The organism is Cupriavidus oxalaticus (genome assembly GCF_004768545.1).
GTDB classification, from domain to species: Bacteria; Pseudomonadota; Gammaproteobacteria; order Burkholderiales; family Burkholderiaceae; genus Cupriavidus; species Cupriavidus oxalaticus_A.
The window spans coordinates 56936-79931 of the sequence record NZ_CP038636.1 but is presented as its reverse complement, the minus strand read 5'-3'; the positions used below and the strand labels follow the sequence as shown (position 1 = coordinate 79931).

Below are 22996 nucleotides of genomic sequence, written 5' to 3'. Positions count from 1 at the left end.
CCAAAGCTCTGCCTACAAATTCTGCGCTTGATGCTGCTCAGTCGCAGCGTACGCTCATGCCACCGTCGACCACGATCTCCGTACCGGTGACAAAGCGCGCTTCATCGGATGCCAGGAACAGCGCCGCATTGGCGGTATCGCGGCCATCGCCCATGAAGCCGAGCGGAATACGTGCCTGGCGCTGGGCGAGCAGCGCGTCCACGTCACCACCCGCGCGTTGCCCGGCAAGGCGCACCTCGACCATCGGCGTATGCATCTGGCCAGGGACCACCGTGTTGACGCGAATATTTTTCTTGGCGTACTCGACCGCGACCACGCGCGAGAGCTGGATGATCGCCGCCTTGGCCGAGGCGTAGCCGACCTGGGCCGAACCGGTCCAGCGGATGCCCGAAGTCGAAGCTGTATTGACGATGGCGCCGCCGCCCTGCTGCTCCATGTGCGGCAGCACGTGCTTGCAGGTCAGGAAGACACTCTTCAGGTTGAAGTTGAGCTGGCGGTCCCAGTCTTCTTCGCTGAGCTGCACCGGGCCGCCCTTGGCCGAACCGCCGACGTTGTTGACCAGCACATTCACGCGCCCGAAGCGCGCCACACAGGCATCAACCATGGCCTTGACCGCCGCGGTGTCGGTCACGTCGCACAGGTGCGAGTCGAACTCTGCGCCCGCGGTCTCTAGCCGCTCCAGCGTTTCACGCATCGCATCAGCGCTCTTGTCGACGGCAAAAATCTTTGCGCCTTCCTGTGCAAAGCGCACTGCAACGGCGCGGCCGTTGCCCCAACCGGGGCCGACGCAACCCGCGCCGGTGACGATGACAACCTTTCCTTCGAGACGGCCAGACATACGGAAATCCTTTGTGTTTCGGGGTAACGGTTTGAACTCAAATCAAGCGCGTACCAGTTGGGGCGCGCTGCCGTCCGGGGGTACGACACCAAAGACATTGATGGTCATCGAGATCAGCGTGTAGTAGCCAGCCAGGCCAACCAAGTCGACCACCTGGTCCTTGCCCAGCACTGCCATCGCGCGCCGGTACAGTTCGTCCGGCACATTGCGCGTGGCATGCAACTCAGTGAGGAACTCATGAATCACGCGCTCATCCTCCTTGACGAAGGCCGGCGCACGCCCGGTGCGGATCGCTTCGACCACGTCTTCGGCTACGCCTGCCTTCAGCGCGATGGGCTTGTGTGCCCACCATTCGAACTCCGACATCCAGGTGCGGGCCATCACCAGGATCGCCAGCTCCGACAGCCGCGGCGACAACGACGAGTCATAGCGGCAGTACTGGCCCAGCGCCTGCGCGCGGTTGGCCAGGCCGGGGCGGTGTAGCCACATTGCAAGCGGCCCGCGAACCTGCCCCCGCGGACCGGCGGCAATCGCCGCGTGAACTTCCATCTGCTCGGGCGTCAGTTCTTCGGGTTTCAGTGGCTTGAGGCGTTCCATTCGCTAGCGCTCCGTGTCGACAGTTGGAAACGGAACGCAGGCCGTGGCGCTGATGGGGCGCCGGCCGCACAGGATCGGCCTGGCTGTCTCCGCTTCGTTGTTGGTTTGATGGAAGCTATTCTGGTCGCCGACGACGATAGCGTCCAATACAGTTTTAGGAAGAGACTAATTCAGTTCTAGAATAAGTCGACTTCGTTCACCGGCCTCTTCAGCCCACACGCCATGCTCGAACTCCGCACCCTCCGACTCTTCCTCGTGCTCGCCGAGGAGCTTCACTTCGGCCGCGCGGCCCAGCGCCTGCTGATCTCGCAGCCGCCGCTGACCAAGCACATCCAGCAGCTCGAAGAAGACCTCGGCGTGCTGCTTTTCGATCGCAACCGGCGCACGGTGCGGCTGACGCCGGCCGGCTCGGCGCTGGTACGTGAAGCGCGCCGCATGCTCAACCAGCTCGACGCCACCGTCGAGGCGGTGCGCAAAGCCGAGCACGGCGAGACCGGCCACCTGCGCATCGGCTTCGTCGCGGCAGTGCTGTACATGAACGTCGAGCGCATCGTGCAAAAGTTCGAGCAGGATATCGGCGAGATCGATATCACCTGGGAGGAGACCAGCACCGCCGAGCAGGTCGATGCGCTGCAGCGCGACCGCATCGACCTGGGGTTCGCGCAGATCGGCACGCCCCCAGGCGAGCTTCGCGCCCATGTCATCCACAAGGAGCGGCTGGTGGTGGCCTTGCCCGCATCGCACCCGTACGCCAAACGCAAGCGCATCGACCTGGTGCGGCTGGCCGAGATGCCCTTTGTCACGATCCCGCGCGACAGTGCGCCGGCGTACTTCGACCTGGTGACCTCCACCTGCGTCCAGGCCGGCTTCAGCCCGCATATCCGGCATTACGCCAAACATCTGCTGTCAGTGGTCAGCCTGGTAGGGCTGGGCCGCGGCATCGCGCTGGTACCGGCCACGCTCGCCAAGGCTTCGCTGCCCGGCGTGGCCTTGCGCGATCTCACCGGCGAGCCCGCCATTGCCGAGTATTCAGCGATCTGGAATCCCGACAACCGCTCGCCAGTGCTGCAGCGCGCGCTGCGTTCGCTCGGCGTGCCGCAGGCGTAGCCCTGGCTTCAGGCGACGGAATCGGCGGCGGCCAGGATGTGGCACACTGGCGTCGTCGTCAGCTTGCCAAATGCGTCGATCAGCACCTCCGCCTGCGCGGGCGCCAGCACGTCCGCCGTCAAGGCGCGAAACTTGTCCCGGATGGCTGCCATGCGCGCCGGATTCTCCGCGGAGCCCGAGGGGTTGGCCTGGTACGCGCGCAGCGCCTCGCCGTTCGTCGACATCATTTCCACCCAGCCACAGAAACTGGCCGGGTATAGCGTGTCGAGTTCGGGGTCGCGTACGATCTCGATCGTGTTGGCCAGCGCGACGATCTGCGGGTCGGCCAGGCGGGTCTGCTCGAACTGCGCCGGCAGTACCTCGCCATCCAAGAGCGCAACCGCCAGCGCGTAGCGAGCGCTCATCTGCGCGTTCAGCACACTGCCCGGCGCGTAGTGGTAACCGCATTGCACATCGACAACGGTCGGCATGCCGACGCGAATCGGTCCCTGCCCCGCCCAGTCGGCGCGCAGCCGCAGCGCACAATCGACATGCGCATGTGCACTGCCGCAGCACGCATAAGGCTTGAAGTTGGTCCGGGCCATATGCCAGTCGCTGCCCAGCCCGTCCAGCAGCCTTTCCGGTTTGGGCGACTCCGAGAACGCCTTGAGCCAGCCGCCGTCCCCGGTCTCGAACAACTGCGTCGGGCCTGTCAGGCCGCGCGCAGCGAGTTCGGCTGCCATCACGCCGGCTTGCGCGCCGCGCCCCGGATGGAAGCGCTTGGAATCCGTGCCGTCACTAGCGAACGCAAACAGCCCGCCCGACTGGGTGCCAGCAAGACCCAGCGCCCACGCGGTGCGCTCGGCGTCGAGCCCCAGCATGACCGCCGATGCCGCTGCCGCGCCCAGCGGCGCGCACACGGCGGTCATATGCCATCCCTTCATCCTGGCCAGCTCCGGCTGCAACGCTAGTGAGCAGCGGATCATGGTTTCGTAGCCAACGGCAATAGCGGTTTCGACCCGCTCGGGCGGTACCTCGAGCGTCTCCGCCAACGCGAAAACCGCCGGCAGTACGACCGCGCCCAGGTGGACCTTTGCATTGTGGAAGTCGTCCAGCTCGTAGGCGTGTGCAGCGGCGCCATTGACCAGCGCGGCATCGGCGGCCCGGTACGACCGGCCCGGTCGGCCCCATGCGCGTGCCCCGCCACTGCGCGGAGCGAGGTAACCATCGTCCGCCCAGTCACGGATGGCGCGCGACCAGGGCTCGTCATGCCCGGTCAGGCCGGCGCCGAATGTGTCCAGTGAGAGTCCACCGACCGCCTGCCGCACACCGTCCGGCAAGTCGGCATTGCGGATGCCGGCGATCCATCCGGCAAGTTCCCGGGTGATGGCCATCGATTGCATTTGCTGATGCATGCTTGCTTGTCCTTATCCCTGTCCATCGCTCAATCGATACGGATGCTGGCTGCCTTGACAATGCCCGCGACCTTGTCGATCTCATCCTTGATCACCACCTTGAACTGCTCCGGGGTGGACTGCACGGTTTCAAAGGCCAGTTCCTCGAAGCGCGCCTTCAGGCTGGCTTCGCGCACGGCCTTGTTGACCTCCTGCGACAGCTTTCGGGTGATGTCCGCAGGCAGGTTGGCGGGACCCCAGAGCCCGTACCACGACAACAGCTCAAAGCCAGGCAGGCCACTCTCGGCAACGGTCGGCACGGCTGGAAGCTGCGGGATACGCTTGCTACTGGTGACCGCCAGAACTTTTAGCCGCCCCGCCTTGACGAACGGATACGCGCCTGGCATCGGCGACACCGCCGCCGACACGTGCCCGCCCATCACGTCATTCAACTGCGGCACGGCGCCCTTGTAGGACACGATATCCATCTCCAGCTTGAACGCGTGGCGAATCATCTCCTCGGCCAGATGGCTGGTGGTGCCTAGCCCGGAGGTGGCCCAGGTGTAGGTCCGCGGCTTGGCTTTCGCCAGCTTGACCAAGTCGCGCAGCGAACTGGTTGGGAGGCTGGTGTTGGCGACCACGATCAGCGGCACGTGCCCTACCTGTGCGATCGGGGTGAAATCCCTGATGGCGTCGTACGAGGCGTTCTTCGCGACGAGCGGCAGGTACACCTGGCTGGAGGCATTGAAGAGCAGCGTATAGCCGTCCGCCGAGGCCTTTGCCACCGCCTCTGACCCGATCATGCCCGACGCACCCGGTCGGTTCTCGATAACGATCGCTTGCCCAAGCTGACGCTGCAGTTGTGCAGCCACCAGGCGCCCCACTGTATCGATCGAGCCGCCCGGGGTGTAAGGGATGATCATCTTGATCGGGCGATTGGGATACGCCTCACTCGCGAGCGCCACCGGCTGCGATCCGATCATCATCGCCATCGCGCCGATCACACCCAGCGCCGCACGCCGCCCTGTCCTGCCAGTCCTGTTCATGGCTGTCTCCTTGGTTTTTACGCGCTTGCAAAGGCGTCCGGACCTTTTCCATCCGCATGGCACCGCGCTATGCAGGCCACTGTAGGGACGGGCCGGCAGACCGTCCAATACTGTTTCGCTCCATGAGTTATAGGACTGGCATATGACACGGCACTGCGCTACCTGCGTTGGTTGCGGCTATCCTAGTGCCCTGTCTCGCAAGGAAATCAGCACCATGGAACTCCGGCAACTGCTCTATTTCGTGACCGTCGCGGATGAGTTGAACTTCAGCAAGGCCGCGGTGCGGCTGCACATGTCGCAGCCACCGCTCTCCCAGCAAATCAAGGCACTGGAAGACGAGATGGGAGTGGAACTGTTGGTGCGCAATCGCCGGGAAGTCCGCCTGACCGACGCGGGCCGTGCCTTCCAGGCGGACTGCCGCACCGTGCTCGACCAAGTGCGCGTAGCCGTGACTACCGCGCGGCGCACGGCGGCCGGCGACATCGGCACGCTGCAGATCGGCATGGTGACGTCAGGCATCTTCCATGTGCTCCCCACCATCCTGACCCGCATGGCAGAGCGTTTCCCCGGGCTGCATATCGCCGTGACCGACATGGGCTCGGCCGACCAGGCGCATGCCGTGATGCAGGGCAAGCTCGATATCGGCATCGTGCATTCGATCCCGACGCGCAGCGGCCTCGGCAAAGCCCCGATCTTCACCGAGTATTTCACTATCGTCGTGCCCCAAGGCCACGAACTCGCCGCCAGGCCTGCGCTGGCGCTCCGCGACCTCGAAGGTGTGCCACTGGTGGCATTCTCGCGTGAGCACGCGCCGGCGTTGTTCGACGGCATGATCGCCTCATGCCTGCATGCCGGCTTCAGTCCCGTCATCGCACATACGGCGCGCAATCCACTGACCACCTTCCAGATGGTCAAGCTCGGCCTGGGCGCGGCGCTGGTGCCGCGCTCTTACGCCCGCGCCGGGCTGCCAGGCGTGGTGTTTCGTGAGATCGGCCAGACCGCTGGTCACATCCAGCTCTATGCAATCTGGCGTGAGCAGGCGGCCAGCGATCTGGTCATGCGGGTCGTGAGCGAAGTGATGAGCGAACCGATCGCCTACTAAACTGCATCACGCGCCTTCATGCCACCGCGCTTTGCCCCGCAGACAGCGCAGCCACATAGTCGATGATCGCCGCCACAACCTCGTCCAGCCGCTCCGGCAGCAAGGCATGCGCGGCATCGCGGATGGTGAGGTTGGTCACGCGATCGCCGAGGTAGTCACGCAGCACATTGGCATAGCGCTGCGGTGCAATCACATCGTATTCTGCCTGCACATTAAGGATCGGCACGTTGCCGCCAGCGAAGAAGTCATCTACAGGTGTGCGCTTCTGCGCCAGCGTCTGCATCGTCATCAACTCCGTGTTCCAGCCCTGCAGCCAGGGAGCAGGATCATTGCACGGCGCGAAGAATACCGCGCGCAGGCTTTCCAGACGCACCGCGTCCGGCAGGTTGGTATCGCCGCAACGCTCGATCTGGGCGCGTACCTCAGGCGGAATCGGCACGGCATCGACGTCCTTCGGCACCTTGCCCGCCGAACCGGCCAGCAGGACCAGCGCGCGCACCAAATCAGGCCGGTCGCTGGCCACGGTGCGGGCGATCCAGTTGCCATGGGCATGCCCGACGATAACGACCGGCGTCTGGCCGCCATGCTCGATCACGGCTGCGATATCGCCTGCCCAGTCGTGCAACGTCTTGTCGGCAAGGGGGCCGACGCTGCGGCCATTGCCGCGCGGCTCCGGGCAGAAGACGCGATAGCCGGCAGCAGCAAGCGGCTCGGCCAGTTCCAGCATGTCAGTTGCGCCGCGGCCGAGCGACGGCAGCAAGACGATGGCCGGTCCGGCACCCAGTTCATAGACCTCGATGGAGATCGCCGCCGAGCGCGGTACTTCGTAGCGCAGAATTGCGCTTTGGTTGTCGCCAGCGCGCGATGTTGCCTTCGCTTGCTGCTCCGTGTTGCCTCGCATGGTCTAGTCTCCCTCGGTGTACCGGTCAGGACAAAGGCGTCCTGGACCTTGTCCGGCCTACTGTACCGAGGCCACCCTGTAAATTCCAATATGGAATCTGACTGACAGTTATAGGGCTGGCGGGGAACACGGTCAGCCTTCCTGCCGGCTTAGGCTGGCTAGCTTAGTCAGGCTTGATCCCGAGTTTCGTCACGATCTCCGACCAGTTCTTCACTTCGCGGCCGATTAGCGAGGCAAACTGCTGTGGCGTGCCGCCGGCCGGGGCGGCGCCATCGATAGCGAACTTTGTCGCCGTCTCGGGCTGTGCCAGGATGCGATTCACCTCACCATTGACGCGCTTGACTATATCGGCCGGCATCCCCTTGGGACCGACAATGCCGTACCAGAGCGTAACGTCATAGCCCGGAACACCGCTTTCAGCTACCGTCGGTACCGCGGGCAGCGCTGGCAGCCGCTCGGAAGACGTCACCGCATAGGCCTTCAGCTTGCCGGCCTTGATCAATGGCAGCGCGCTGGCGCTGGCGGCAAAGTACAAGTCGACCTGCTTGGAAACCACGTCGTTCAGTGCCGCGCCGCCGCCTTTGTAGGGAATATGGCGCAACTCAACCTTTGCATTGGCACTGAAGCGCTCGCCCGCAAGATGGATTACGCTGCCGGCTCCGGAGGAGGCGAAGGTCAGCAAACCGGGCTTGGCGCGCGCTAGCGAAATGATCTCCGCGACATTGCGCGGCGCGAAATCCGCATGCGAGACCAGGATCAGCGGCCCCTTCGATACTTGGACGATAGGAGTCACGTCTGCCACAGGATCGTACTTAAGGCTGTACAGGCCGGGATTGACGGTATAGCTGGAGGAAACCAGGGTCAGCGTATATCCGTCAGGGGCCGAGCCCCTGCCGGCATTGACACCGATCTGTCCGCCGGCCCCGGGCCGGTTCTCGACAATGACCGGCTGGCCTAGGGAGCGCGATAGCTTGTCGGCGATGTAACGCCCGACGATATCTGCGCCGCCACCGGGTACAAAGGTGACGATCAGCCGGATAGGCTTGTCAGGGTATGGTGCCGCAAGCGCGGCAAGCGGCACAACGGCAAGCGTAAGGCCTGCGAGAAAAGTAGTTACCGGGCCTCGGCATCCTGCCATGGTGTGTCTCCTGTTTACTTAAGTCGGTAATGCAGGAGAGAATGATCGCAAGGTTGGAGACTCAAGGCCAATACCGATTCGGAAAGACAATGATTCCGCTGCGCTATTGATGACGCAGCCGAGAAGCGGAAGGCGTTCGACCATCACGATATGAGCGATCTCCAACCGGCCGTGCAACACTCATCCTCTCATCTACAGAGTGCGGGCGCTTAAGCACACAATCATGTGTGCAGCAGATTAGCTGCTTGCTGTCCGTGATTCGTCTTCGCGGAATATTGGTGTTCCGAGGGAGCCATCGACGACACCCAATCCGGCATGCTGTTGAGTGTCCGTTTCATGAACCATCTCGGTCACCCCGGATCGGAAACTGACTGGCTCAAACGGGTCGGAAGCGGCCCTGTTACCACGCCCCTTGCACCTGACCCGCCCGATGGCTAAGTCCCGCCATTCTCGGCCGCCCAACCTTCCGGCGACCGACCGCTGAGTTGGCCCCTTGCAGACAGTCAGTCAACGCGCAATCCATAGTTGAACTGCCTACGAACCGGCGCAGACGACGGTTCAAATCCAGAGCAGTCACTTTGAATCTGGCTGCCCTTCACGCCAGACGAATGTCGTCTGGCTAACGGCCGGCCCCAAGGATAAGTGGCCGCGATCATCGAACTTTCGTATCGGCTTGTACCTCAAGATCATCGGCTATTTGAAATCACACCACTCATGTATTCATTTAAATCTCGAAAATCTTTAACAGTCCAAGAGTGCGGCGCCAGTCTTACACCATTCTCTTGCAAAGTTCTTGGAATCAAGTCTCCATTTGGACGAAGTATCACCGATGAAACAATAACACCAGGATAATCATTGAGTCGTCTTTTGAAAGCGGCGGTTGTCAGATCAGGTGTGGGAGGAGTGCTTTTCTTTGCCAATGGCCCTGTGCCTTTGAGGTCTGCTCCATGGCACATGGCACATCTCTGCGTAAAGAGATTTTTCCCATTAAAACTTTGCGCCCAGGATAGTGATGTTTGAGTTAGCACTACAACTCCTAGCGAAGCGATACATAACTCTCTTACTTTCATTTAGCCTTATTGTATAAATCAGATCATAATCGAGAGCAAATACCGGGGAGCACCACTGCAACACATGAGGGCCACGACACGCGACAGCTCGTCGGGCCGCCAAGCCGATTCCTGGGCAACCCGCCTCGCAGGCGGCGGCTCGGCGCACTCAGTCATGTTCCACCGAGAGTTAGGTGCGCTGTCCCACTATCTGCGCCCGGCCACTCAAGCTCCGCCCTCCCGGTTGCGGCGCACCCGCACCGCTAGTTAGCCTATGTCTTCTACCGTGCCCGCCGCGACGGCACACGGCTCGCCATGACGGTGACTTCGACTAGCCATCCTGGCGGCACCAGCCGCAAGACTTCGGCTCGCGTGCGCACCGGCACGTTGGGCTGCTTGTCTGTTCCGAAGTATTGCTTATAGGCGCTCGAGAAGCCGGTAAAGTCTGGCTTGCCCGTGGCCGGGTCTGCCACAATCAACGCCTGCATGGAGACGATGTCGCCCATGCGATAGCCGCGATCCTGGAGGATGCGCTCGATCTGGCCAAGCACGCTGCGGGTCTGGGTTGCGGTGTCGCCATAGGAGGCCGCCGTATCGGGCGGCGCCGAGGCATTCGCCACCGTGGGCCCCACGCCGCTGAGCACAAGCAGCTGCGCATTGGCGGGAATCTCGATCACCTCCGCGAACTCACGCGCCCACGGTTCGGTCATGTGCGCCGGGTTGCGATGCCTGACGATCTGCTCGGCGGCGTTGGCATTGGCGATGCAGAGCGCCGGCACAACGAGGGTGGCAAGGGCCGCGATAGAACTACATGATAGCAAGCGTGCTGTGCGCATGGGCAGGGCCTGGGAAGTAAAGGATGAAGGTCCGGACAACGCGGCGTTGCCTTGCCGGACCGTACAAAACGAAGAACGCATATGCGAAGAACGTATTCGCGTTCGTCTCGACTAAATCGAGTGGTCGCCCCTTGGGCGGACAAATGACTCCCGCTGTCTGGTCCACGGAGGGAGTTCGGTGTGCATTTCATCTCGAACAGAAGGCGGCGTTGGGTCCACTCACTCTTTAGAATACTCATAACTTCATCATCTCATCAGCCGCATTGAGAATTCGGTTGGAGGACTGCTGAGCACCGCGAACAATGCTGTCCACGTTGTAGGCTAGCAAGCGACCGCTTCTCTTTATTATTCGGCCATCGACTAACACCGTGTCGACGTTGCTAGCGCTGCCGCTCTGCACAATCGCCGTTTCGATATTGCCTATTGGCCAGATGTTCAGATCCTTGGCCCGCACCAGAATGATGTCTGCGCGCTTGCCTTCAGTGATCGATCCAGTGATGTCGCCGATCCCCATCGCGATGGCTCCATTGATCGTCGCCATCTCGATCACCTCTTGCACGCTGACCGCCCTTGCCCGCTCGCTGGGGGTGCCAACCCAGGGCACCCCGAGGTTCCAGGTGAAACGCATCATTTCGAACATGTCCGGTGGGGCAATGGACGTCGCGTCGCTCGACAATGAGATAGTCAGCCCCGCGGCACGCATCGCGAACAGCGCAGCCCGGGCATCGCCCGTGCTGCTGAGCCGGAGCTCGGAATGTGTCGCAAAGGAGAGCGGTGTCTTCGTGCGCGCCATCGCCATCAAGTCCTCGGTCGTCGCCGGGACGTAATGCGCGATCATAAAATCGGGGCCGAGGTAACCGCGCCTCTCGTAGTCGACAGCATCGACATTGTTGGGCGACTCCTGCGGCGCGTGGATCGCTACGGGAAGCCCACTCTTCTTGACGAACTTCATTTCCTCGTGAAAGACAGCATCGGTGCTCTGTTGCGGACCACGCAGATTCAGTCCCAGGTGCACCAAACCTTCGAATGGGGAGTTTGCACCGAACCATTTGCGCTGGACGCGCGCAAGGTCGCCGAACCTGTTCACCTCGTCTACCGGGAGCTTGTCAATGTGGCCATACGAGTAACGGGCCCTCAGCAGAGAGTGCTGGTGCGCGCGAAGTTCGGCATCCGCATGGGCCGCGGAGCGGGTGTTATGCGACCAGTTGTGCACGGTAGTGGTCCCGCCGTTCGCTAGTTCGGCGCACGCAAGGAGCACGCTGTTGTAGAAGTCCTCCGGCGTGTACAAGGCGGATGTGGCGCTCTTGGCCGGGTAGTAAGAGAAGCCGCCGTTCCGCGCGGTGAAGCTGCGTCCGATCGCGCTCCACATATGGTAGTGAGAGTTGACGAAGCCGGGCATGACGATCATGTCCGCGGCATCGATCGTCTGCGCGCCGGACGTGCTCAGACCCCGACCGATCTTCTCGATCACGCCGTTTCGAATCAAGATGTCGGCGCGTGGCATGACGCCATTCTTCCGGTCGACCGTGATGACCATGCCGTTCTTGATCAGGTAGGTGCCTCGACGGGCTCCGGACGCTGCGGATGGCATGCCGCCTCCCGCCGAAGCCGATGCCGAAGCGACAAGCGAGGGGATCCCGGTTGCCGCGACCATCATTGCGCCGGCGACCTTGGTGAATTCTCTTCTGGTTGTTCTCATGTTCCTTTCCGATGCGATTTGGATTGCAGGAAGACGGTTGTGGTCAACTCGTCTCGAGAAAGAATGCTGCGGTCATTGCCAGCCCTGTCAGGACGACGAAGCCACGCACCAGGGCCGGTTTAAGTCGCCGAGCCATGACGCCGCCGAAATACCCGCCGGCTGTGGCGCCGATCGCCATCCATAGTGCATGCGTCCAGGCGATGGCGCCGCTTGCCGCATAAATGACGACAGCTATCACCGTCAGGATCACGGAGACGAAGTTCTTGATGCCGTTCATCCGGCTCATGTCGGTGTGCCCAAGCGCCCCGAGAACCGCCAGCAGCAAGATGCCGAGACCGCCGTTGAAATAGCCACCGTAGAGCGCGACCGCAGCGATGCTGATGTCCGTGATCCATTCACTGGGGGACTGCGACGCGACGGCTCCTTTGCGCAGAAGCCTTGGCCCACAGGCAAAGAGAAGGGTCGCGGCTAACAGCAACCATGGCACAATGCGCCCGAAGTCGGTGTTCGAGGTCGACAGCAGCAACGTAGCGCCTGCCGCACCGCCCAGCACCGACAGTACGCTTAGCCGAAGAAGCGAGGGTGCCATCGGCCCCGACAGATCCTTGCGCTGTGCCCAGGCACCTGCCATATAGCCAGGCAGGAGCGCGGCGGTCCCGGTGGCGTTGGCAGATACCAGCGGCACGCCCACCATCGCCAAGGCCGGCAGTGTCAGGAAACTACCGCCGCCTGCCACCGCATTCAGCGTCCCGGCGAAAGTCGCAGCGCCACCGAGCAGCACCCATTCGGCCGGCGTCATGGCTTACGCACAGGCAAGGACATCCGGTCGGTCCGCAGTAGCAGGGTGAGTACTATTCCGAAGACCGATAACGAAGTGATCTGCGCAAAGCCGGCGGTGCTCCAGCCAAAGCGCGCCGCGATGCCGCCGATGATGTAGCCCGCGAAAGCGCCCGCGCCGTAGAGCGTCGTGACAAAGACACCCGTGGCCCGATTCGTGAGCGAAGAGCGCACGGACTTGATATGGTAGCCGGCCAGGTTCACGTACAGCACGCCACTCACCACCAGCCCCCACACGAATGACAGCACCGATTGGACCAACATGCCCGTCGGCCCCGAGAACAGAAGGAAGCCGAGCAGCCCGGTCCCCGCAAAGCTCAGCGACAACACAAGCTTGGGGTGGAAGCGGTCGCCAAGCCAGCCGCCAAAGATGGAGGCGAACACGCCGCACCCGAAGATACTCATGACGCGGCCAGTGTCCGACGGCGTGTAGTGCAGATGCTCGCGCAGGAACGTGGGGTACATGCCGAGGTAGCCATAGATGCACAACCCGCCAATGATGCTCATCACAGTCAAGAGAGCCGTGTTGCGGTTCCACATCGTGGTTGCACCGCGCGTGTCGATGTGCGTGGCGATCGCGCTGGCCTTTTCGGTCATGCGCTTGCTCACGGTAGCCGCGATCAGCGCCATTGCGACAAATCCGGTCAGGCCGAACACCACCAGCGGCAAGCGCCAGTTTCGCTCAATGCCGATCAGGTGCCCACCGAGCAGCGGTCCCACGATGGCGCCGACACCGAAGGAGAAGTTGATGGCCCCAACGGCCGTCGCGCGGAAGCGAGCGAAATAGCTCGCCGCGATGGCGATCACCACAGTCAGCTGCATCGCTTCGCCGATGCCAGTAGCGGCGCGGTAGAGGATCATGTCGGCAAAGCCGCTCGAGTAGGCAGTCAACAGCGTGCCAAGCGAGAAGATCGCGATGCCGATCTGGAGCACGGCCTTGCGCGACCACCGCGCCAGCAGGTAGCCTGTGGGCACCCCGGCTAGTGCCATGCCGAGCGTAAAGATGGTCGAAAGCAGGCCGGTGTCGGCGAGGCCGAACCCAAACTCCCTTCGCACATCTGCGGCGATCAGCGGAAAGATCTGCCGGTCCATCGCGTTGAGCGCATAGGAGGCAAGCAGCACAAGAAACATGCCGATCTCCAATGCCGTGACGGGCGCATCGCTGCGCACGTCTCCGGTCAGCGGGCCGGCCGAAGTCGAGGAATTCACGTGTTGTCTCCTTCTCGTCAAGCGAGAGATTTGTTCGAGTTCCTGGCGATGCACGGATCCGGCGATGAGCCCGCGCGCGCTGCCTTATACCAATCGAGGATCTGCTCTCCCGTCAGGAAGGCAACGTCGTCGTGTGCCCGAATGTGCGCCAGCGCCTCCCGGAAATAGCGCAGGCGGTGTGGCGCGCCCATGATGTACGGATGCACGACCAGCGCCATCACCCGGGCTGAGTCCTTCGCATCGGCGTAGAGCTGCTCGAACTGGTCGATAGCGCGGTCGCGATACTCGCTGGCCTTGTGATGCTGGATCAGCATCATCGCTACATCGTTGCACTCCTGTGTGTAGGGCACGTTCACGATACGGCCGCCATCTCGCGTCCTCAGTTCCACGGGCTGATCGTCGAGCACCCAGTCGCACACGTACTCGTAGCCTTGCTCCGCGAGGATGTCGGGCGTGTTCCAGGTCTCGGTGAGCCCCGGTCCAAGCCAGCCGCGGGGGCGCTTCCCGGTGTAGGCGCGAATCGCCTCGGTGGTCTTTGCGATGTCGACCGCTTCGTCGGGCACCTTCTGCATGTTGCGCTGCCCAAAGCCATGGCCGATGAACTCCCAGTTACGCGCCATTGCTGCCTTGGCGATAGGCTCGTAAGCATCGATGGCGGAGCCGTTTATGGCGAGCGTTGCACTGATCCCGAGTTCGTCGATGACGTCCAGCATGCGCCAAAAGCCGACGCGGTTGCCATACTCGTGCCAAGCCCAGTTCGGGATGTCTGGCATAGGTGAACCGCCCGCCGGAGGCGTGAGAACCGTGCGCGGCATGGTCTCGTTGATATCCCATTCCTCAACATTGACGATGACCCAAACGGCCAGGCGCTTGCCAGCCGGCAGCGTCAGGGCGGGACGCTCGGAAATCGCCGAAAATGAGATGCGTTCGAGTGGTTTCATGGCGTGTTTCCTTTGACCCGGGACTCAGACGATCTCGACCTGCAAGGGGTCGAGTCCTTCAATACGGCCGATCAACCTGTCACCGCGCTGCACCGGCCCAACGCCTTCTGGCGTGCCGGTAAAGATCAAGTCCCCAGGAAGCAGGCGGTACTGTCTGGAAAGCTCGCTGACGATTTCATGGACGTTCCAGATCATCTTCTCCAGGACCGAGTGCTGTCGTACGTCACCGTTTACCGCCAGGCTCAGTGCGCCCGAACGGAGATGGCCGACCTTCGCCACGGGATGGATGGGACCGCATGGCGCTGAATGGTCGAAAGACTTGCCCAGTTCCCACGGCAGGCCGCGCTTGTTGCACTCTCGTTGGCGGTCCCGCCGAGTCATGTCAAGCCCTGCGGCATAGCCGAAGACATGATCCAGTGCCGTGTCCGGCGGCACGTCCGCCGCTTCGCTGCCGATGGCAACGACGAGTTCAAACTCGAACTGAAAGTCGTCGGTAAACGTCGGATAGGGTACGCGCCCATCGGTCACGATGGCATCGGCCGGCTTCTGGAAGAAGAATGGCGGGTCGCGTTCGTCACCCTCCCCCATTTCCCGGATATGGGCAAGATAGTTACGCCCCACGCAATAGACGCGCCGTACCGGGAAGCGTTGAGCGCTGTCAACGATATCAATGACGGCGGGGGTAACGCTCAGGACCTTGGTCGATTGCACGACGCTGTCCGCACTGTCTCTAGGCATAAGGATTGTCTCTGTGTAAGATTATTGAAAGGAGTGGCTAGAGTTTAGAGACGCGGCCGTTCGGCCTCAACGCACAGGCTTGCGAAAAGATGCGCAATCCTTACGATCCTTTGCTCCTCACCGTTTCCATGCACAGAGCGAATCCCTCGAACGCCCCACTGACGCCCCTCGACTACGAGGGCAAAAAGGGCGCTGTCATCCGGAACTACACCATGGCGGCCCGGGCGCAGAGCGCCTACTTTGGCATCCACGATCAGAGCAACTGTCTGCCGAACCCGGTGCCGCACCGTCACGAGTACTTCCAGATTTACGTCAACACACTAGGCGAAACCACTCACTACATTGGGGGCCAGCAGCGGCCTATTCGCCCCGGCACCGTAAGCTTCGTCCTGCCGTTTCTGGTTCACTACATTCCGAACGTAGCGGACGGCAAGTTCCACGTAATCAACATCAGCAAAGAGTATCTGCTACCGTCGCTTAACCTTGATGTCTTCGAGTTGTCGGAAGTGCCGCTCGCGCGCGCGCCAGAGCTTGGTCCCTTCCGCTTTCAGCATTGTCTGGATTTTCAGTTCGATGAACTGGACACCGAGTACCTTCAGGAGCTATGCGAGCGCATGGCGCAAGAATCCCAGCAATCGCCCAGTGACGATACGGCCAGCAACTTGCTGATCCGCAGCCACTTGCTAAACCTGATTGGCATGGTGTGGCGACGCCACGGTGACAAGATCCGTCTTTGCGAGAGCAACGGGATGTTGCTGCAGTCGTACAAGCAGTCCGTGCTGCGCTGCATTCGGTATATCACCCAAAACCTTTCGCGGGAACTGACCTTGGGCGACGCTGCGCAGGCCAGTCATGTATCAGCAACACACCTGGCCCACCTGCTGAAAAGTGAAACCGGAAAGACCTTTCTGGAGATCGTGACTGAAAGGCGGATCGAGCGGGCAAAGACTTTGCTGGCTTTCACATCCGCCTCGGCCGCAGAAATCGGGCAAAGCACGGGATTCGGTGAACCAAATAACTTTGCTAGGCGGTTTCGGCAGATCGTGGGCTCGACACCTTTGGCATATCGACGCCAATTCCAGGACGTGGGCGCGCGAACTTGGGTTGAGTAAGACCACGGTGGTGAGCTGAGGGCTAGCCGATGAGACTGGCATTGTTGGGGCTTTCCACTATTCTTTATTTCAAGCTTCTTATTCGTGATATTTACCTTGTATGTGTACTGCCCTCCGACTGGCCTCAGTATTCCTTGTGCTGCGGAAGCGTATCGGTGATGTCATACCACGACGCCTTGCTGCCGACAAAAACATGACGCTCGGCCTTCACGCCGGGATCGCTATCAAGCGTACCGAGGGGGAATCCGAATACCTCGGGATTGCAGTCAAATCGCGTCAATATGCTTGAGCCACATTCGCTGCAAAATCCCTTGTGCTCGCCAGGCGAGGACTCGTAAAACTTGACGGTGTTCTGCCCCGATACCCATTCCCAATCCCTAATCGCCACCTTGGCTCTCGTGCGGAAGGCCGAGGCATGGAGCTTTCGGCACATCGAACAATGACAATTCAGGACGTCGGTTAGCGGGCCGTGGACTCGGTATTTGATGCGTCCGCAGAGACAACTGCCGTGCTGGGTCATGGGCTTCTCCAGGAAGTGTTGCGATGAATGCCAAATTGGAGAAGATCGTAGGGTGTGCGGAAATTTTGATAAAGTAGCCGCCCATGAATGGATTCTTCATGATTTACGAATAATGGACGATGGATCAGCTGTTCAGCATGCAGGTGTTCTGCCAGATCGTGGACTCGGGGAGCATGGCGCAGGCAGCCCGGGTCCTCGGACTCGCGCCTGCGACGGTGACCGGCGCACTAGCTCGAATAGAAAAACGGCTTGGCGCGCGCCTGCTCGACCGGACGACGCGTCGCATCGCCGTGACCGAGGCAGGCAGGCTCTGGTACAAACACGCGAAGCGCATCATTGAACAGTCGCACGAAGCTGAAGATGCGGTCCGGCGCCTTGCGTCGGAACCAAGGGGTGAGCTGCGCGTGACATTACCGTTGGGCGTGGCGCTGACCTTTGTGTACCCGCATCTCCATGAGTTCACGGCACGCTTCCCGAGAATCAGCCTCGATCTCCAGGTTAGCGACCGGATTGTCGACCTTGTCGCCAACGGCTTCGATCTCGCCCTGCGGGCGGGGCGACCGGGGGATTCCGATTTCTCCGCTCGATGCCTCAGCACGTACCGCCGCGTAACATGCGCCAGCCCCGCCTATCTGGCATCTCATGGCGCCCCCCGGCATCCGGCCGAACTGGCACGACATCAGTGCCTGATTTACCGCCATGAACCGCATTCCTCATCTTGGCAGTACCAGGTGGACGGCACAACTATGGCAATTCCGGTAGATGGGCCATTTTCGAGTAACGAATCGCATGCGCTGATTGCATGGGCCAAGGCAGGCAAGGGAATCACCCGGCAGCCCGACTGGCTTGTCGCGCAGGACTTGCTCAGCGGTAGCTTGATTCGGCTGCTGGAAGAGTACGACGAGATTGGTGCGTCTAAGCAGCCGGGAATATATGCGGTGTTTCCGAAACCTCGCAATCACCCGAGGAAGGTCGAGGCTTTCGTGAAGTTTTTTTCTCAAAAGATCGCCTCAGCATCCCACCAGTAGCGTCACAAACGGGGCGAGGGTCGTGCGCCATATATCGAGTGTCTTGCTGGGATCGCAGGCGCCCATCGTTTCCTTGACCGGACGGATGGCTCGGATGACAGCTATCGTCGGCGGTGGCAAGTGGTTTCCTTCGACAAGGATGGCGTTCAACGCCGTATATGCGCCGTCCGCTTCGGCTTCCGTTGCCCGCGCCAGCGCGTCGACGGCCATCTGAGGCGCTGGCCGTGTCGACAGGCGTAGAGGCAGGTCAGTGCTAAATCGATAACGCTAAACCGACACCGGGTGATGACAGCATACGCAAAGCTTGTTTCCATCAGCATCTCGGAAGTATGCGCCGTAGAAGTGAGGGTGATACTGGGTTCTTAGGCCAGGAGCGCCTTCGCAATTTGCTCCGTTTGCGAGCGCACGGGCGTATGCCTGGTCAACGGTCTGCCGGTCACGCGCAAGCAATGCCACCATTTGACCATTCCCACCTCGCGCAGCATTGCCGTCATATGGCTTGCCAATAAGGAACAGCGGCCGCGGTGCGTCCGTTGCCATCCACCCAGCCCATGGCGTGTCGCGCTCGCAGAATTTGAGGTTGTGTCCTAGTTCATGCATCAACGCCGAATAAAACTCAAAAGCACGATCGAAGTCGTTAACGCCAAGAAAAATGTGCGAAATCACTTTGCGTCTCCCAGGAAGGTGGCGGCGACGAACAATATCACGGCTGTGAGGTGGCATCGCTCCTAGCCTCCCCACGAAGCGTCAGCCTCGCCGGTCCGATACCGAGACGCAAAATCGGGGCTAATTAAGCGGCAAGGCGATGTTGTTCTTCTGCGGCAATAGATGGAAACCGTCGCTCAACGTGCGATCGCAACTGGTCATTGAGCACGACCGTCCGGACTGCCTTCCTCCCCGATCCAGGATTTCCGCACCCTTGAGCCAATTGAAATGCCAACGATGGAGAGCATCGCAACGGCCGCAGCCGGCCATGTACCGCCGCTCGCCGCTCCTCTCGCTCGGACACCCCAACGTCGGCTCTACCCAGACAACAGACCTTCGTCGGCCGATCTATCCGGCTAGTGATCGGCCGTCTCTGCTCGTCCAACCCAGCATGCACGCGGGCGCATCGCGCAAGCTCACGATAGACGGACTGTCGTCGGGCAAGAAAGGGCCGCTCATGGAAGCGACCATTTCCGCGCCCTGAAGCTAAACGCCGGCAAGCACTCCTTCGAGCCCCTGTAGCCGAGGCGCTTCGAAACCGCCTGCGCGCAAGCATCCAGCGCTTTGGCAACCGGGCCGTCCCAATCGGTATCGACCGTGCTGGACGGGCCCATGATGGTGATCGTCAGCGCAATATTTCCCGACTAGTCGAATACCGGTGCGGAGAAGGCAACGATCCCCGGCGTCGGATGGTTAATGCTGCGGGACATGTGGCGCGCCCGCGCCTCCTTGATCATCTCCTTCACCCTTGCCGTCTTCGAAGACCTCAGGGGAGCAGACAGTTATGTGCGCAAGGTACAAGTCCGGCGCGTTCGATCGAGAAGGTCTGGCATTGGGTGGCAAGGTATCGCTTTCCACTGGCGCAGCCTGCACACCACATTCGACTAAGCCGGTAAGCCATGGCATTCCCGTACGGCGGCGAGCTCCCCCCTTTGTATGCGCTTGTATCAAGCCGACGGGACGATACAAGCCCTGACAGAAAAGGTTCCCGCACGCTACACGCGCGATACGTCAGCTTCCTTAAATACGTTCCGTAGTACGGCGGCGAAGAATAACGAAGCGATTCGCAGCTGCTCAATTCTCAAAGCAACGTCCCAAGGAAATCGATCATGCGTACCAACCTCGTCAATCGTCTGGTCTTCGCCGTCACCCTGGCGGCCTCCGCAGTTGGCGCTCAGGCGGCTGGGCTGTCCTATGCCGGAGGAAGTGCGCCGTACACCGCCGGCGCCCACTCAGTGCAGGAGGCGCGCAACCCGTACATCGATGGCGCCCGCACGGCGCAGGAATCCCGCAACCCGTACACAGACGGTGCCCGCACGCTGCAAGAGCCGCGCGACCGCTACACCGACGGCGCCCGCACCCTGGCCGGCACGGACCGCAGCGGTGTCTCTGTGTCGCCGGCGCGCACGGTCGATGCGTATCTGGACGGCTCCTACGCCTGAAGCCCCAGCATTGCCGCATGAGCAGAATCACTCAGAACAAGCTCGTGGACGGGACCGCGGATGAGTTGGTCCCGGCTCCCGACGGCAACGCGTAGGCCGCCCGCATCATCAACCCGCGCGTCCATCGCCAGGTCCGTGGCGTTGGCCACAACCTTCCGCAGGAAGCCCCGAAGCCTTCGCCGATGCCGTGACCGAACAGGTGCACGGCAATAGTGCCGCACCTGATGCGGTGCGCCAACCTTAGTCAAGGAGACAACGAAGTTATGACATCCCATTCAATTCAACCCATCGACGACGCCCATGCCGCGGACTGGATCCGCGTCCAGCGCTATACGCACGGAGTGATCGGCCCGAGCCAGCCGATGCTGGGACCGCTGGCCGATGGCGGTACGCTGGTCGCCGGCACGCCGCCGGGCTGCTGGGGCCCGATGATCACGCCGGCCTTCGAGGGCGGGCATGAAGTCACGCAGCCGGTGGCAATTGCCGGCGCCGAGGTCGGCGACGCGGTGGCGCTGAGGATCCGCCGGATGACGGTCACCTCGTCGGCCACGTCGTCTGGGGTCATGCAGTTCGTCGAAGGGCGCTATCACGGCGACCCCTTCGTGGCCAAGTTCTGCGGTCAGTGCGGCACCGAGCATCCCGCCAGCCACGTAGAGGGCATCGGCGACGATGCCATACGCTGCAGCCACTGCGGTGCCGAGGTCAGCGCTTTCCGCTTCAGCCACGGCTACGTGATCGTGCTGGATCAGGAAAACCAGATCAGCCTGACGGTCAATCAGGCGGTGGCGGACCGGCTTGCGGGCAAGGCATCGGAAATGTCCGCACTGCCCGAACTGGCTGCGCAGCATTCGATCCTGTCGCTGGCGCGTGCCGACATGCCTGGTGTGGCGTCGCGCATGCGGCCGTTCCTGGGCAATATCGGCACGATGCCGGCGTGGGACCTGCCTGATTCGCACAACTGCGCGGACTTCGGGCAGTACCTGGTCGGCGCGCCGCACCGCTTTGCACTGACCAGCGACGAACTCCAGCTGGCCAAGACCGATGGCCACATGGATACCAACTCGGTCCGCGAGGGCTGCATCCTGATTAGCCCGGTCAAGGTGCCGGGCGCCGGCGTGTATCTGGGCGACATGCATGCCCAGCAGGGCAATGGCGAGATCGCCGGCCATGCGACCGATGTATCCGGCGAGACGGAGCTGACTGTCGAGGTCATCAAGGGCCTGACGATCGACGGACCGATCCTGCTGCAGAATGTGGAAGACCTGCCGCCGCTGGCCCGGCCGCTGTCCGCCGCCGAGCGGAAGAAGGCTCGGGAGCTTGGCGCGCGATGGGGCCAGCTTGAAATCGAGGAATCCGGACCCGTGACATTCCTCGGCAGCGGCGTCGATCTCAACGCAGCAACGAAGAACGGGCTGCAGCGTGCGGCTGACGTGACCGGGCTGCCGTACGACGAGGTGCTCAATCGCGCGACGATCACCGGTTCCATCGACATCAGCAGGTTGCCCGGCACCGTCCGCGTCACCTTCCTGTGCCCATTGGCCGTGCTCGACCGCATGGGGATCGGCAAGCTGGTGCGGGAGAAGTACCAGCTGGTCTGACCATGAATGGCGCGGGCCTGGGGTCCCCGCGCCATCCTGCAGCCGCCGCGGCATCCCCTGCACACCGCGAAGGCCGCGGCCAGCGTTGACCGCTGACGGGAGGCAGGCTGGTGCTGGGCATCGCGTCCGGAGAGCGTTCGGCATCGAGCATGAAGCGCGCACGCGCTCGGCCCGGCGCTGGGCCGCCGCGAGCCGATCGGCCAGCGCGGCGGCCTGCGCTTCCAACGTTCGGATAAGTACCGGTGCGTTTCCCTCCTTGCAATACACGATCTTTGACTTCTCCGGATGCCATGATCAACCGGCAGATCCCGGCTGCTTGCGGGCGCTATATCCGATGCGTTGCCCGCAGGGCAACAAGGTGTGGACATAGTTGCTGTTGGAGATTGTCCTTGTCGCTGCCACTATCCGCTCAACGCGGTACCCGCATCAAAGAGACATTGGAGACTGGCATGCTTTGCTCCGAGCGGCCCGATCCGCGAAGCCCTGGACTTCCGTGCCCGCTTCCCCGACGGACGCATCGGATCCGATCCAGGCCCGGCAACGCGCGAGAAAGGCCGTGCACTAGTCGAACTGGCCGAAGCCTTCTGCCGCGAGCCGATGCCGGACTGAAGCGGCCCGCCGGCGTCACATGATGCGCGACGACTCCCCGTCGCGCGGGCCATCTTGCCCTCCATCGACAAACATCATGCAATCACACGATATCCACCAGAGACTGAAAGCACTCGACATCGAGCTGTCCCCCGCAGGCGCGCCGGCTGCCGCGTACGTCATGAGCGCGCAGAGCGGCAGTGTTGTCTACCTGTCTGGCCATATTGCGAAGAGGAACGGCAGCGTGTGGGTTGGCAAGCTCGGTGCCACGATGTCGACGGACGAGGGACGCGCCGCAGCCCGCGCGGTCGCGATCGATCTGCTGTCGACGCTGCAGGCCCACACCGGCGATCTGAATCGCGTCAAGCGCATCGTCAAGGTTATGAGCCTGGTCAATTCAACGCCCGACTTCACCGAGCAGCATCTGGTCACCAACGGCGCGTCGGAGCTGTTCGTCGACGTGTTTGGTGATGCCGGCAAGCATGCGCGGTCGGCGTTCGGTGTCGCACAGATTCCGCTGGGAGCATGCGTGGAGATCGAAGTCTGCGTCGAACTGGACTGAGGCTTCAGATCGAACCAAACAGTGCACACG

23 protein-coding genes and 2 pseudogenes are annotated in these 22996 nt (G+C 62.0%); 9 read left to right on the top strand and 16 right to left on the bottom strand.

The annotated features are described in order from the left end of the window. Window positions 1–37: 37 nt before the first annotated feature. Together E0W60_RS28365 and E0W60_RS28360 are read right to left on the bottom strand one after the other, a co-directional pair. The gene (locus E0W60_RS28365) at window positions 38–838 is read right to left on the bottom strand and encodes an SDR family NAD(P)-dependent oxidoreductase (RefSeq protein WP_135706380.1); all 801 of its coding nucleotides are present in this window, start codon (window positions 836–838) and stop codon (window positions 38–40) included. Window positions 839–880: 42 nt separating this feature from the next. Beyond that, entirely contained in the window at window positions 881–1435 is a 555-nt protein-coding gene (locus E0W60_RS28360) for a carboxymuconolactone decarboxylase family protein (RefSeq protein ID WP_116348611.1), read from the bottom strand. A gap of 222 nt (window positions 1436–1657) precedes the next feature. Between E0W60_RS28360 and E0W60_RS28355 the strand changes: the two genes are divergently transcribed. Further along, window positions 1658–2542, top strand: a complete 885-nt coding sequence (locus E0W60_RS28355; protein ID WP_135706379.1) for a LysR substrate-binding domain-containing protein — start codon at window positions 1658–1660, stop codon at window positions 2540–2542. An 8-nt stretch (window positions 2543–2550) separates the two neighbouring features. Here the strand turns inward: E0W60_RS28355 and E0W60_RS28350 are convergent, their stop codons facing one another. Continuing rightward, window positions 2551–3936 (bottom strand): MmgE/PrpD family protein, encoded by a 1386-nt coding sequence (locus E0W60_RS28350; RefSeq protein ID WP_135706378.1) that lies wholly within the window; start codon window positions 3934–3936, stop codon window positions 2551–2553. A 29-nt stretch (window positions 3937–3965) separates the two neighbouring features. Next, the gene (locus E0W60_RS28345) at window positions 3966–4961 is read right to left on the bottom strand and encodes a Bug family tripartite tricarboxylate transporter substrate binding protein (RefSeq protein WP_135706377.1); all 996 of its coding nucleotides are present in this window, start codon (window positions 4959–4961) and stop codon (window positions 3966–3968) included. Window positions 4962–5175: 214 nt separating this feature from the next. Here E0W60_RS28345 and E0W60_RS28340 point away from each other — a divergent pair, with 214 nt between their 5' ends. Next, a complete protein-coding gene (locus E0W60_RS28340; protein ID WP_135706376.1) occupies window positions 5176–6063 on the top strand; it encodes a LysR family transcriptional regulator in 888 nt (295 codons plus the stop codon). Window positions 6064–6079: 16 nt separating this feature from the next. Here the strand turns inward: E0W60_RS28340 and E0W60_RS28335 are convergent, their stop codons facing one another. The 9 genes from E0W60_RS28335 to E0W60_RS28295 all read right to left on the bottom strand — a co-directional run bounded on the left by E0W60_RS28335 (window position 6080) and on the right by E0W60_RS28295 (window position 15411). After that, a complete protein-coding gene (locus E0W60_RS28335; protein WP_240746060.1) occupies window positions 6080–6790 on the bottom strand; it encodes an alpha/beta fold hydrolase in 711 nt (236 codons plus the stop codon). A 337-nt stretch (window positions 6791–7127) separates the two neighbouring features. After that, window positions 7128–8102 carry a tripartite tricarboxylate transporter substrate binding protein gene (locus E0W60_RS28330; RefSeq protein ID WP_135706374.1) on the bottom strand — a complete coding sequence of 325 codons (975 nt, stop codon included), beginning with the start codon at window positions 8100–8102 and terminating at the stop codon, window positions 7128–7130. Between the two features lie 686 nt (window positions 8103–8788). Next, window positions 8789–9172, bottom strand: coding sequence for a c-type cytochrome (locus E0W60_RS28325; protein WP_135706373.1), 384 nt, complete (start codon window positions 9170–9172; stop codon window positions 8789–8791). A 260-nt stretch (window positions 9173–9432) separates the two neighbouring features. Beyond that, a complete protein-coding gene (locus tag E0W60_RS28320; protein ID WP_135706372.1) occupies window positions 9433–9987 on the bottom strand; it encodes a RidA family protein in 555 nt (184 codons plus the stop codon). Between the two features lie 235 nt (window positions 9988–10222). After that, entirely contained in the window at window positions 10223–11686 is a 1464-nt protein-coding gene (locus E0W60_RS28315; protein ID WP_167884626.1) for an amidohydrolase family protein, read from the bottom strand. A 43-nt stretch (window positions 11687–11729) separates the two neighbouring features. Next, window positions 11730–12485, bottom strand: coding sequence for a sulfite exporter TauE/SafE family protein (locus E0W60_RS28310; RefSeq protein WP_135706371.1), 756 nt, complete (start codon window positions 12483–12485; stop codon window positions 11730–11732). Then, window positions 12482–13732, bottom strand: coding sequence for an MFS transporter (locus tag E0W60_RS28305; RefSeq protein WP_135706370.1), 1251 nt, complete (start codon window positions 13730–13732; stop codon window positions 12482–12484). The genes E0W60_RS28310 and E0W60_RS28305 overlap by 4 nt, the downstream gene beginning before the upstream one ends. Window positions 13733–13749: 17 nt before the next feature. Next, complete coding sequence (locus E0W60_RS28300) at window positions 13750–14673, bottom strand: polysaccharide deacetylase family protein (protein ID WP_135706369.1); 924 nt, start codon at window positions 14671–14673, stop codon at window positions 13750–13752. 24 nt (window positions 14674–14697) lie between these two features. After that, complete coding sequence (locus E0W60_RS28295; RefSeq protein WP_205751683.1) at window positions 14698–15411, bottom strand: fumarylacetoacetate hydrolase family protein; 714 nt, start codon at window positions 15409–15411, stop codon at window positions 14698–14700. An 89-nt stretch (window positions 15412–15500) separates the two neighbouring features. On the opposite strand from E0W60_RS28295, the gene E0W60_RS28290 reads away from it, so the two are divergent. Next, window positions 15501–16523, top strand: coding sequence for a helix-turn-helix transcriptional regulator (locus E0W60_RS28290; RefSeq protein WP_240746059.1), 1023 nt, complete (start codon window positions 15501–15503; stop codon window positions 16521–16523). 124 nt (window positions 16524–16647) lie between these two features. Here the strand turns inward: E0W60_RS28290 and E0W60_RS28285 are convergent, their stop codons facing one another. Then, complete coding sequence (locus E0W60_RS28285; RefSeq protein WP_135706368.1) at window positions 16648–17043, bottom strand: GFA family protein; 396 nt, start codon at window positions 17041–17043, stop codon at window positions 16648–16650. A gap of 119 nt (window positions 17044–17162) precedes the next feature. On the opposite strand from E0W60_RS28285, the gene E0W60_RS28280 reads away from it, so the two are divergent. Next, window positions 17163–18071: a LysR family transcriptional regulator gene (locus tag E0W60_RS28280; RefSeq protein WP_240746058.1), complete on the top strand. Its 909-nt coding sequence runs from the start codon at window positions 17163–17165 to the stop codon at window positions 18069–18071. On the opposite strand, the gene E0W60_RS28275 is transcribed toward E0W60_RS28280, so the two are convergent. Together E0W60_RS28275 and E0W60_RS28270 are read right to left on the bottom strand one after the other, a co-directional pair. Next, window positions 18054–18281 (bottom strand): hypothetical protein, encoded by a 228-nt coding sequence (locus E0W60_RS28275; protein ID WP_135706367.1) that lies wholly within the window; start codon window positions 18279–18281, stop codon window positions 18054–18056. The two genes, E0W60_RS28280 and E0W60_RS28275, sit on opposite strands and share 18 nt — an antisense overlap. 57 nt (window positions 18282–18338) lie before the next feature. After that, window positions 18339–18737, bottom strand: coding sequence for a VOC family protein (locus tag E0W60_RS28270; RefSeq protein ID WP_082818939.1), 399 nt, complete (start codon window positions 18735–18737; stop codon window positions 18339–18341). 1148 nt (window positions 18738–19885) lie between these two features. On the opposite strand from E0W60_RS28270, the gene E0W60_RS28260 reads away from it, so the two are divergent. The 5 genes and pseudogenes from E0W60_RS28260 to E0W60_RS28240 all read left to right on the top strand — a co-directional run bounded on the left by E0W60_RS28260 (window position 19886) and on the right by E0W60_RS28240 (window position 22966). Then, on the top strand, window positions 19886–20218 hold the full coding sequence (locus E0W60_RS28260; RefSeq protein WP_135706366.1) for a hydroxyquinol 1,2-dioxygenase: 333 nt from the start codon (window positions 19886–19888) through the stop codon (window positions 20216–20218). A 263-nt stretch (window positions 20219–20481) separates the two neighbouring features. Continuing rightward, a complete protein-coding gene (locus E0W60_RS28255; RefSeq protein WP_135706365.1) occupies window positions 20482–21816 on the top strand; it encodes an acetamidase/formamidase family protein in 1335 nt (444 codons plus the stop codon). A 39-nt stretch (window positions 21817–21855) separates the two neighbouring features. Then, window positions 21856–21953: pseudogene (locus tag E0W60_RS38385) on the top strand (LLM class flavin-dependent oxidoreductase); the annotation flags it as partial. A gap of 319 nt (window positions 21954–22272) precedes the next feature. After that, window positions 22273–22425 (top strand): annotated as a pseudogene (locus E0W60_RS37645) (creatininase family protein); the annotation flags it as partial. A gap of 76 nt (window positions 22426–22501) precedes the next feature. Next, a complete protein-coding gene (locus E0W60_RS28240) occupies window positions 22502–22966 on the top strand; it encodes a RidA family protein (RefSeq protein ID WP_135707061.1) in 465 nt (154 codons plus the stop codon). Window positions 22967–22996 lie beyond the last annotated feature (30 nt).

Coding starts and splice junctions, on each gene's coding strand:
- E0W60_RS28350 (WP_135706378.1), bottom strand. CDS start 3,936: ATGCATCAGCAAATGCAATCGATGGCCATCACCCGGGAACTTGCCGGA.
- E0W60_RS28320 (WP_135706372.1), bottom strand. CDS start 9,987: ATGCGCACAGCACGCTTGCTATCATGTAGTTCTATCGCGGCCCTTGCC.
- E0W60_RS28345 (WP_135706377.1), bottom strand. CDS start 4,961: ATGAACAGGACTGGCAGGACAGGGCGGCGTGCGGCGCTGGGTGTGATC.
- E0W60_RS28300 (WP_135706369.1), bottom strand. CDS start 14,673: ATGAAACCACTCGAACGCATCTCATTTTCGGCGATTTCCGAGCGTCCC.
- E0W60_RS28310 (WP_135706371.1), bottom strand. CDS start 12,485: ATGACGCCGGCCGAATGGGTGCTGCTCGGTGGCGCTGCGACTTTCGCC.
- E0W60_RS28335 (WP_240746060.1), bottom strand. CDS start 6,790: ATGCTGGAACTGGCCGAGCCGCTTGCTGCTGCCGGCTATCGCGTCTTC.
- E0W60_RS28290 (WP_240746059.1), top strand. CDS start 15,501: ATGCGCAATCCTTACGATCCTTTGCTCCTCACCGTTTCCATGCACAGA.
- E0W60_RS28365 (WP_135706380.1), bottom strand. CDS start 838: ATGTCTGGCCGTCTCGAAGGAAAGGTTGTCATCGTCACCGGCGCGGGT.
- E0W60_RS28360 (WP_116348611.1), bottom strand. CDS start 1,435: ATGGAACGCCTCAAGCCACTGAAACCCGAAGAACTGACGCCCGAGCAG.
- E0W60_RS28240 (WP_135707061.1), top strand. CDS start 22,502: ATGCAATCACACGATATCCACCAGAGACTGAAAGCACTCGACATCGAG.
- E0W60_RS28275 (WP_135706367.1), bottom strand. CDS start 18,281: ATGGCCGTCGACGCGCTGGCGCGGGCAACGGAAGCCGAAGCGGACGGC.
- E0W60_RS28325 (WP_135706373.1), bottom strand. CDS start 9,172: ATGAAAGTAAGAGAGTTATGTATCGCTTCGCTAGGAGTTGTAGTGCTA.
- E0W60_RS28340 (WP_135706376.1), top strand. CDS start 5,176: ATGGAACTCCGGCAACTGCTCTATTTCGTGACCGTCGCGGATGAGTTG.
- E0W60_RS28355 (WP_135706379.1), top strand. CDS start 1,658: ATGCTCGAACTCCGCACCCTCCGACTCTTCCTCGTGCTCGCCGAGGAG.
- E0W60_RS28295 (WP_205751683.1), bottom strand. CDS start 15,411: ATGCCTAGAGACAGTGCGGACAGCGTCGTGCAATCGACCAAGGTCCTG.
- E0W60_RS28255 (WP_135706365.1), top strand. CDS start 20,482: ATGACATCCCATTCAATTCAACCCATCGACGACGCCCATGCCGCGGAC.
- E0W60_RS28280 (WP_240746058.1), top strand. CDS start 17,163: ATGGATCAGCTGTTCAGCATGCAGGTGTTCTGCCAGATCGTGGACTCG.
- E0W60_RS28285 (WP_135706368.1), bottom strand. CDS start 17,043: ATGACCCAGCACGGCAGTTGTCTCTGCGGACGCATCAAATACCGAGTC.
- E0W60_RS28330 (WP_135706374.1), bottom strand. CDS start 8,102: ATGGCAGGATGCCGAGGCCCGGTAACTACTTTTCTCGCAGGCCTTACG.
- E0W60_RS28260 (WP_135706366.1), top strand. CDS start 19,886: ATGCGTACCAACCTCGTCAATCGTCTGGTCTTCGCCGTCACCCTGGCG.
- E0W60_RS28315 (WP_167884626.1), bottom strand. CDS start 11,686: ATGAGAACAACCAGAAGAGAATTCACCAAGGTCGCCGGCGCAATGATG.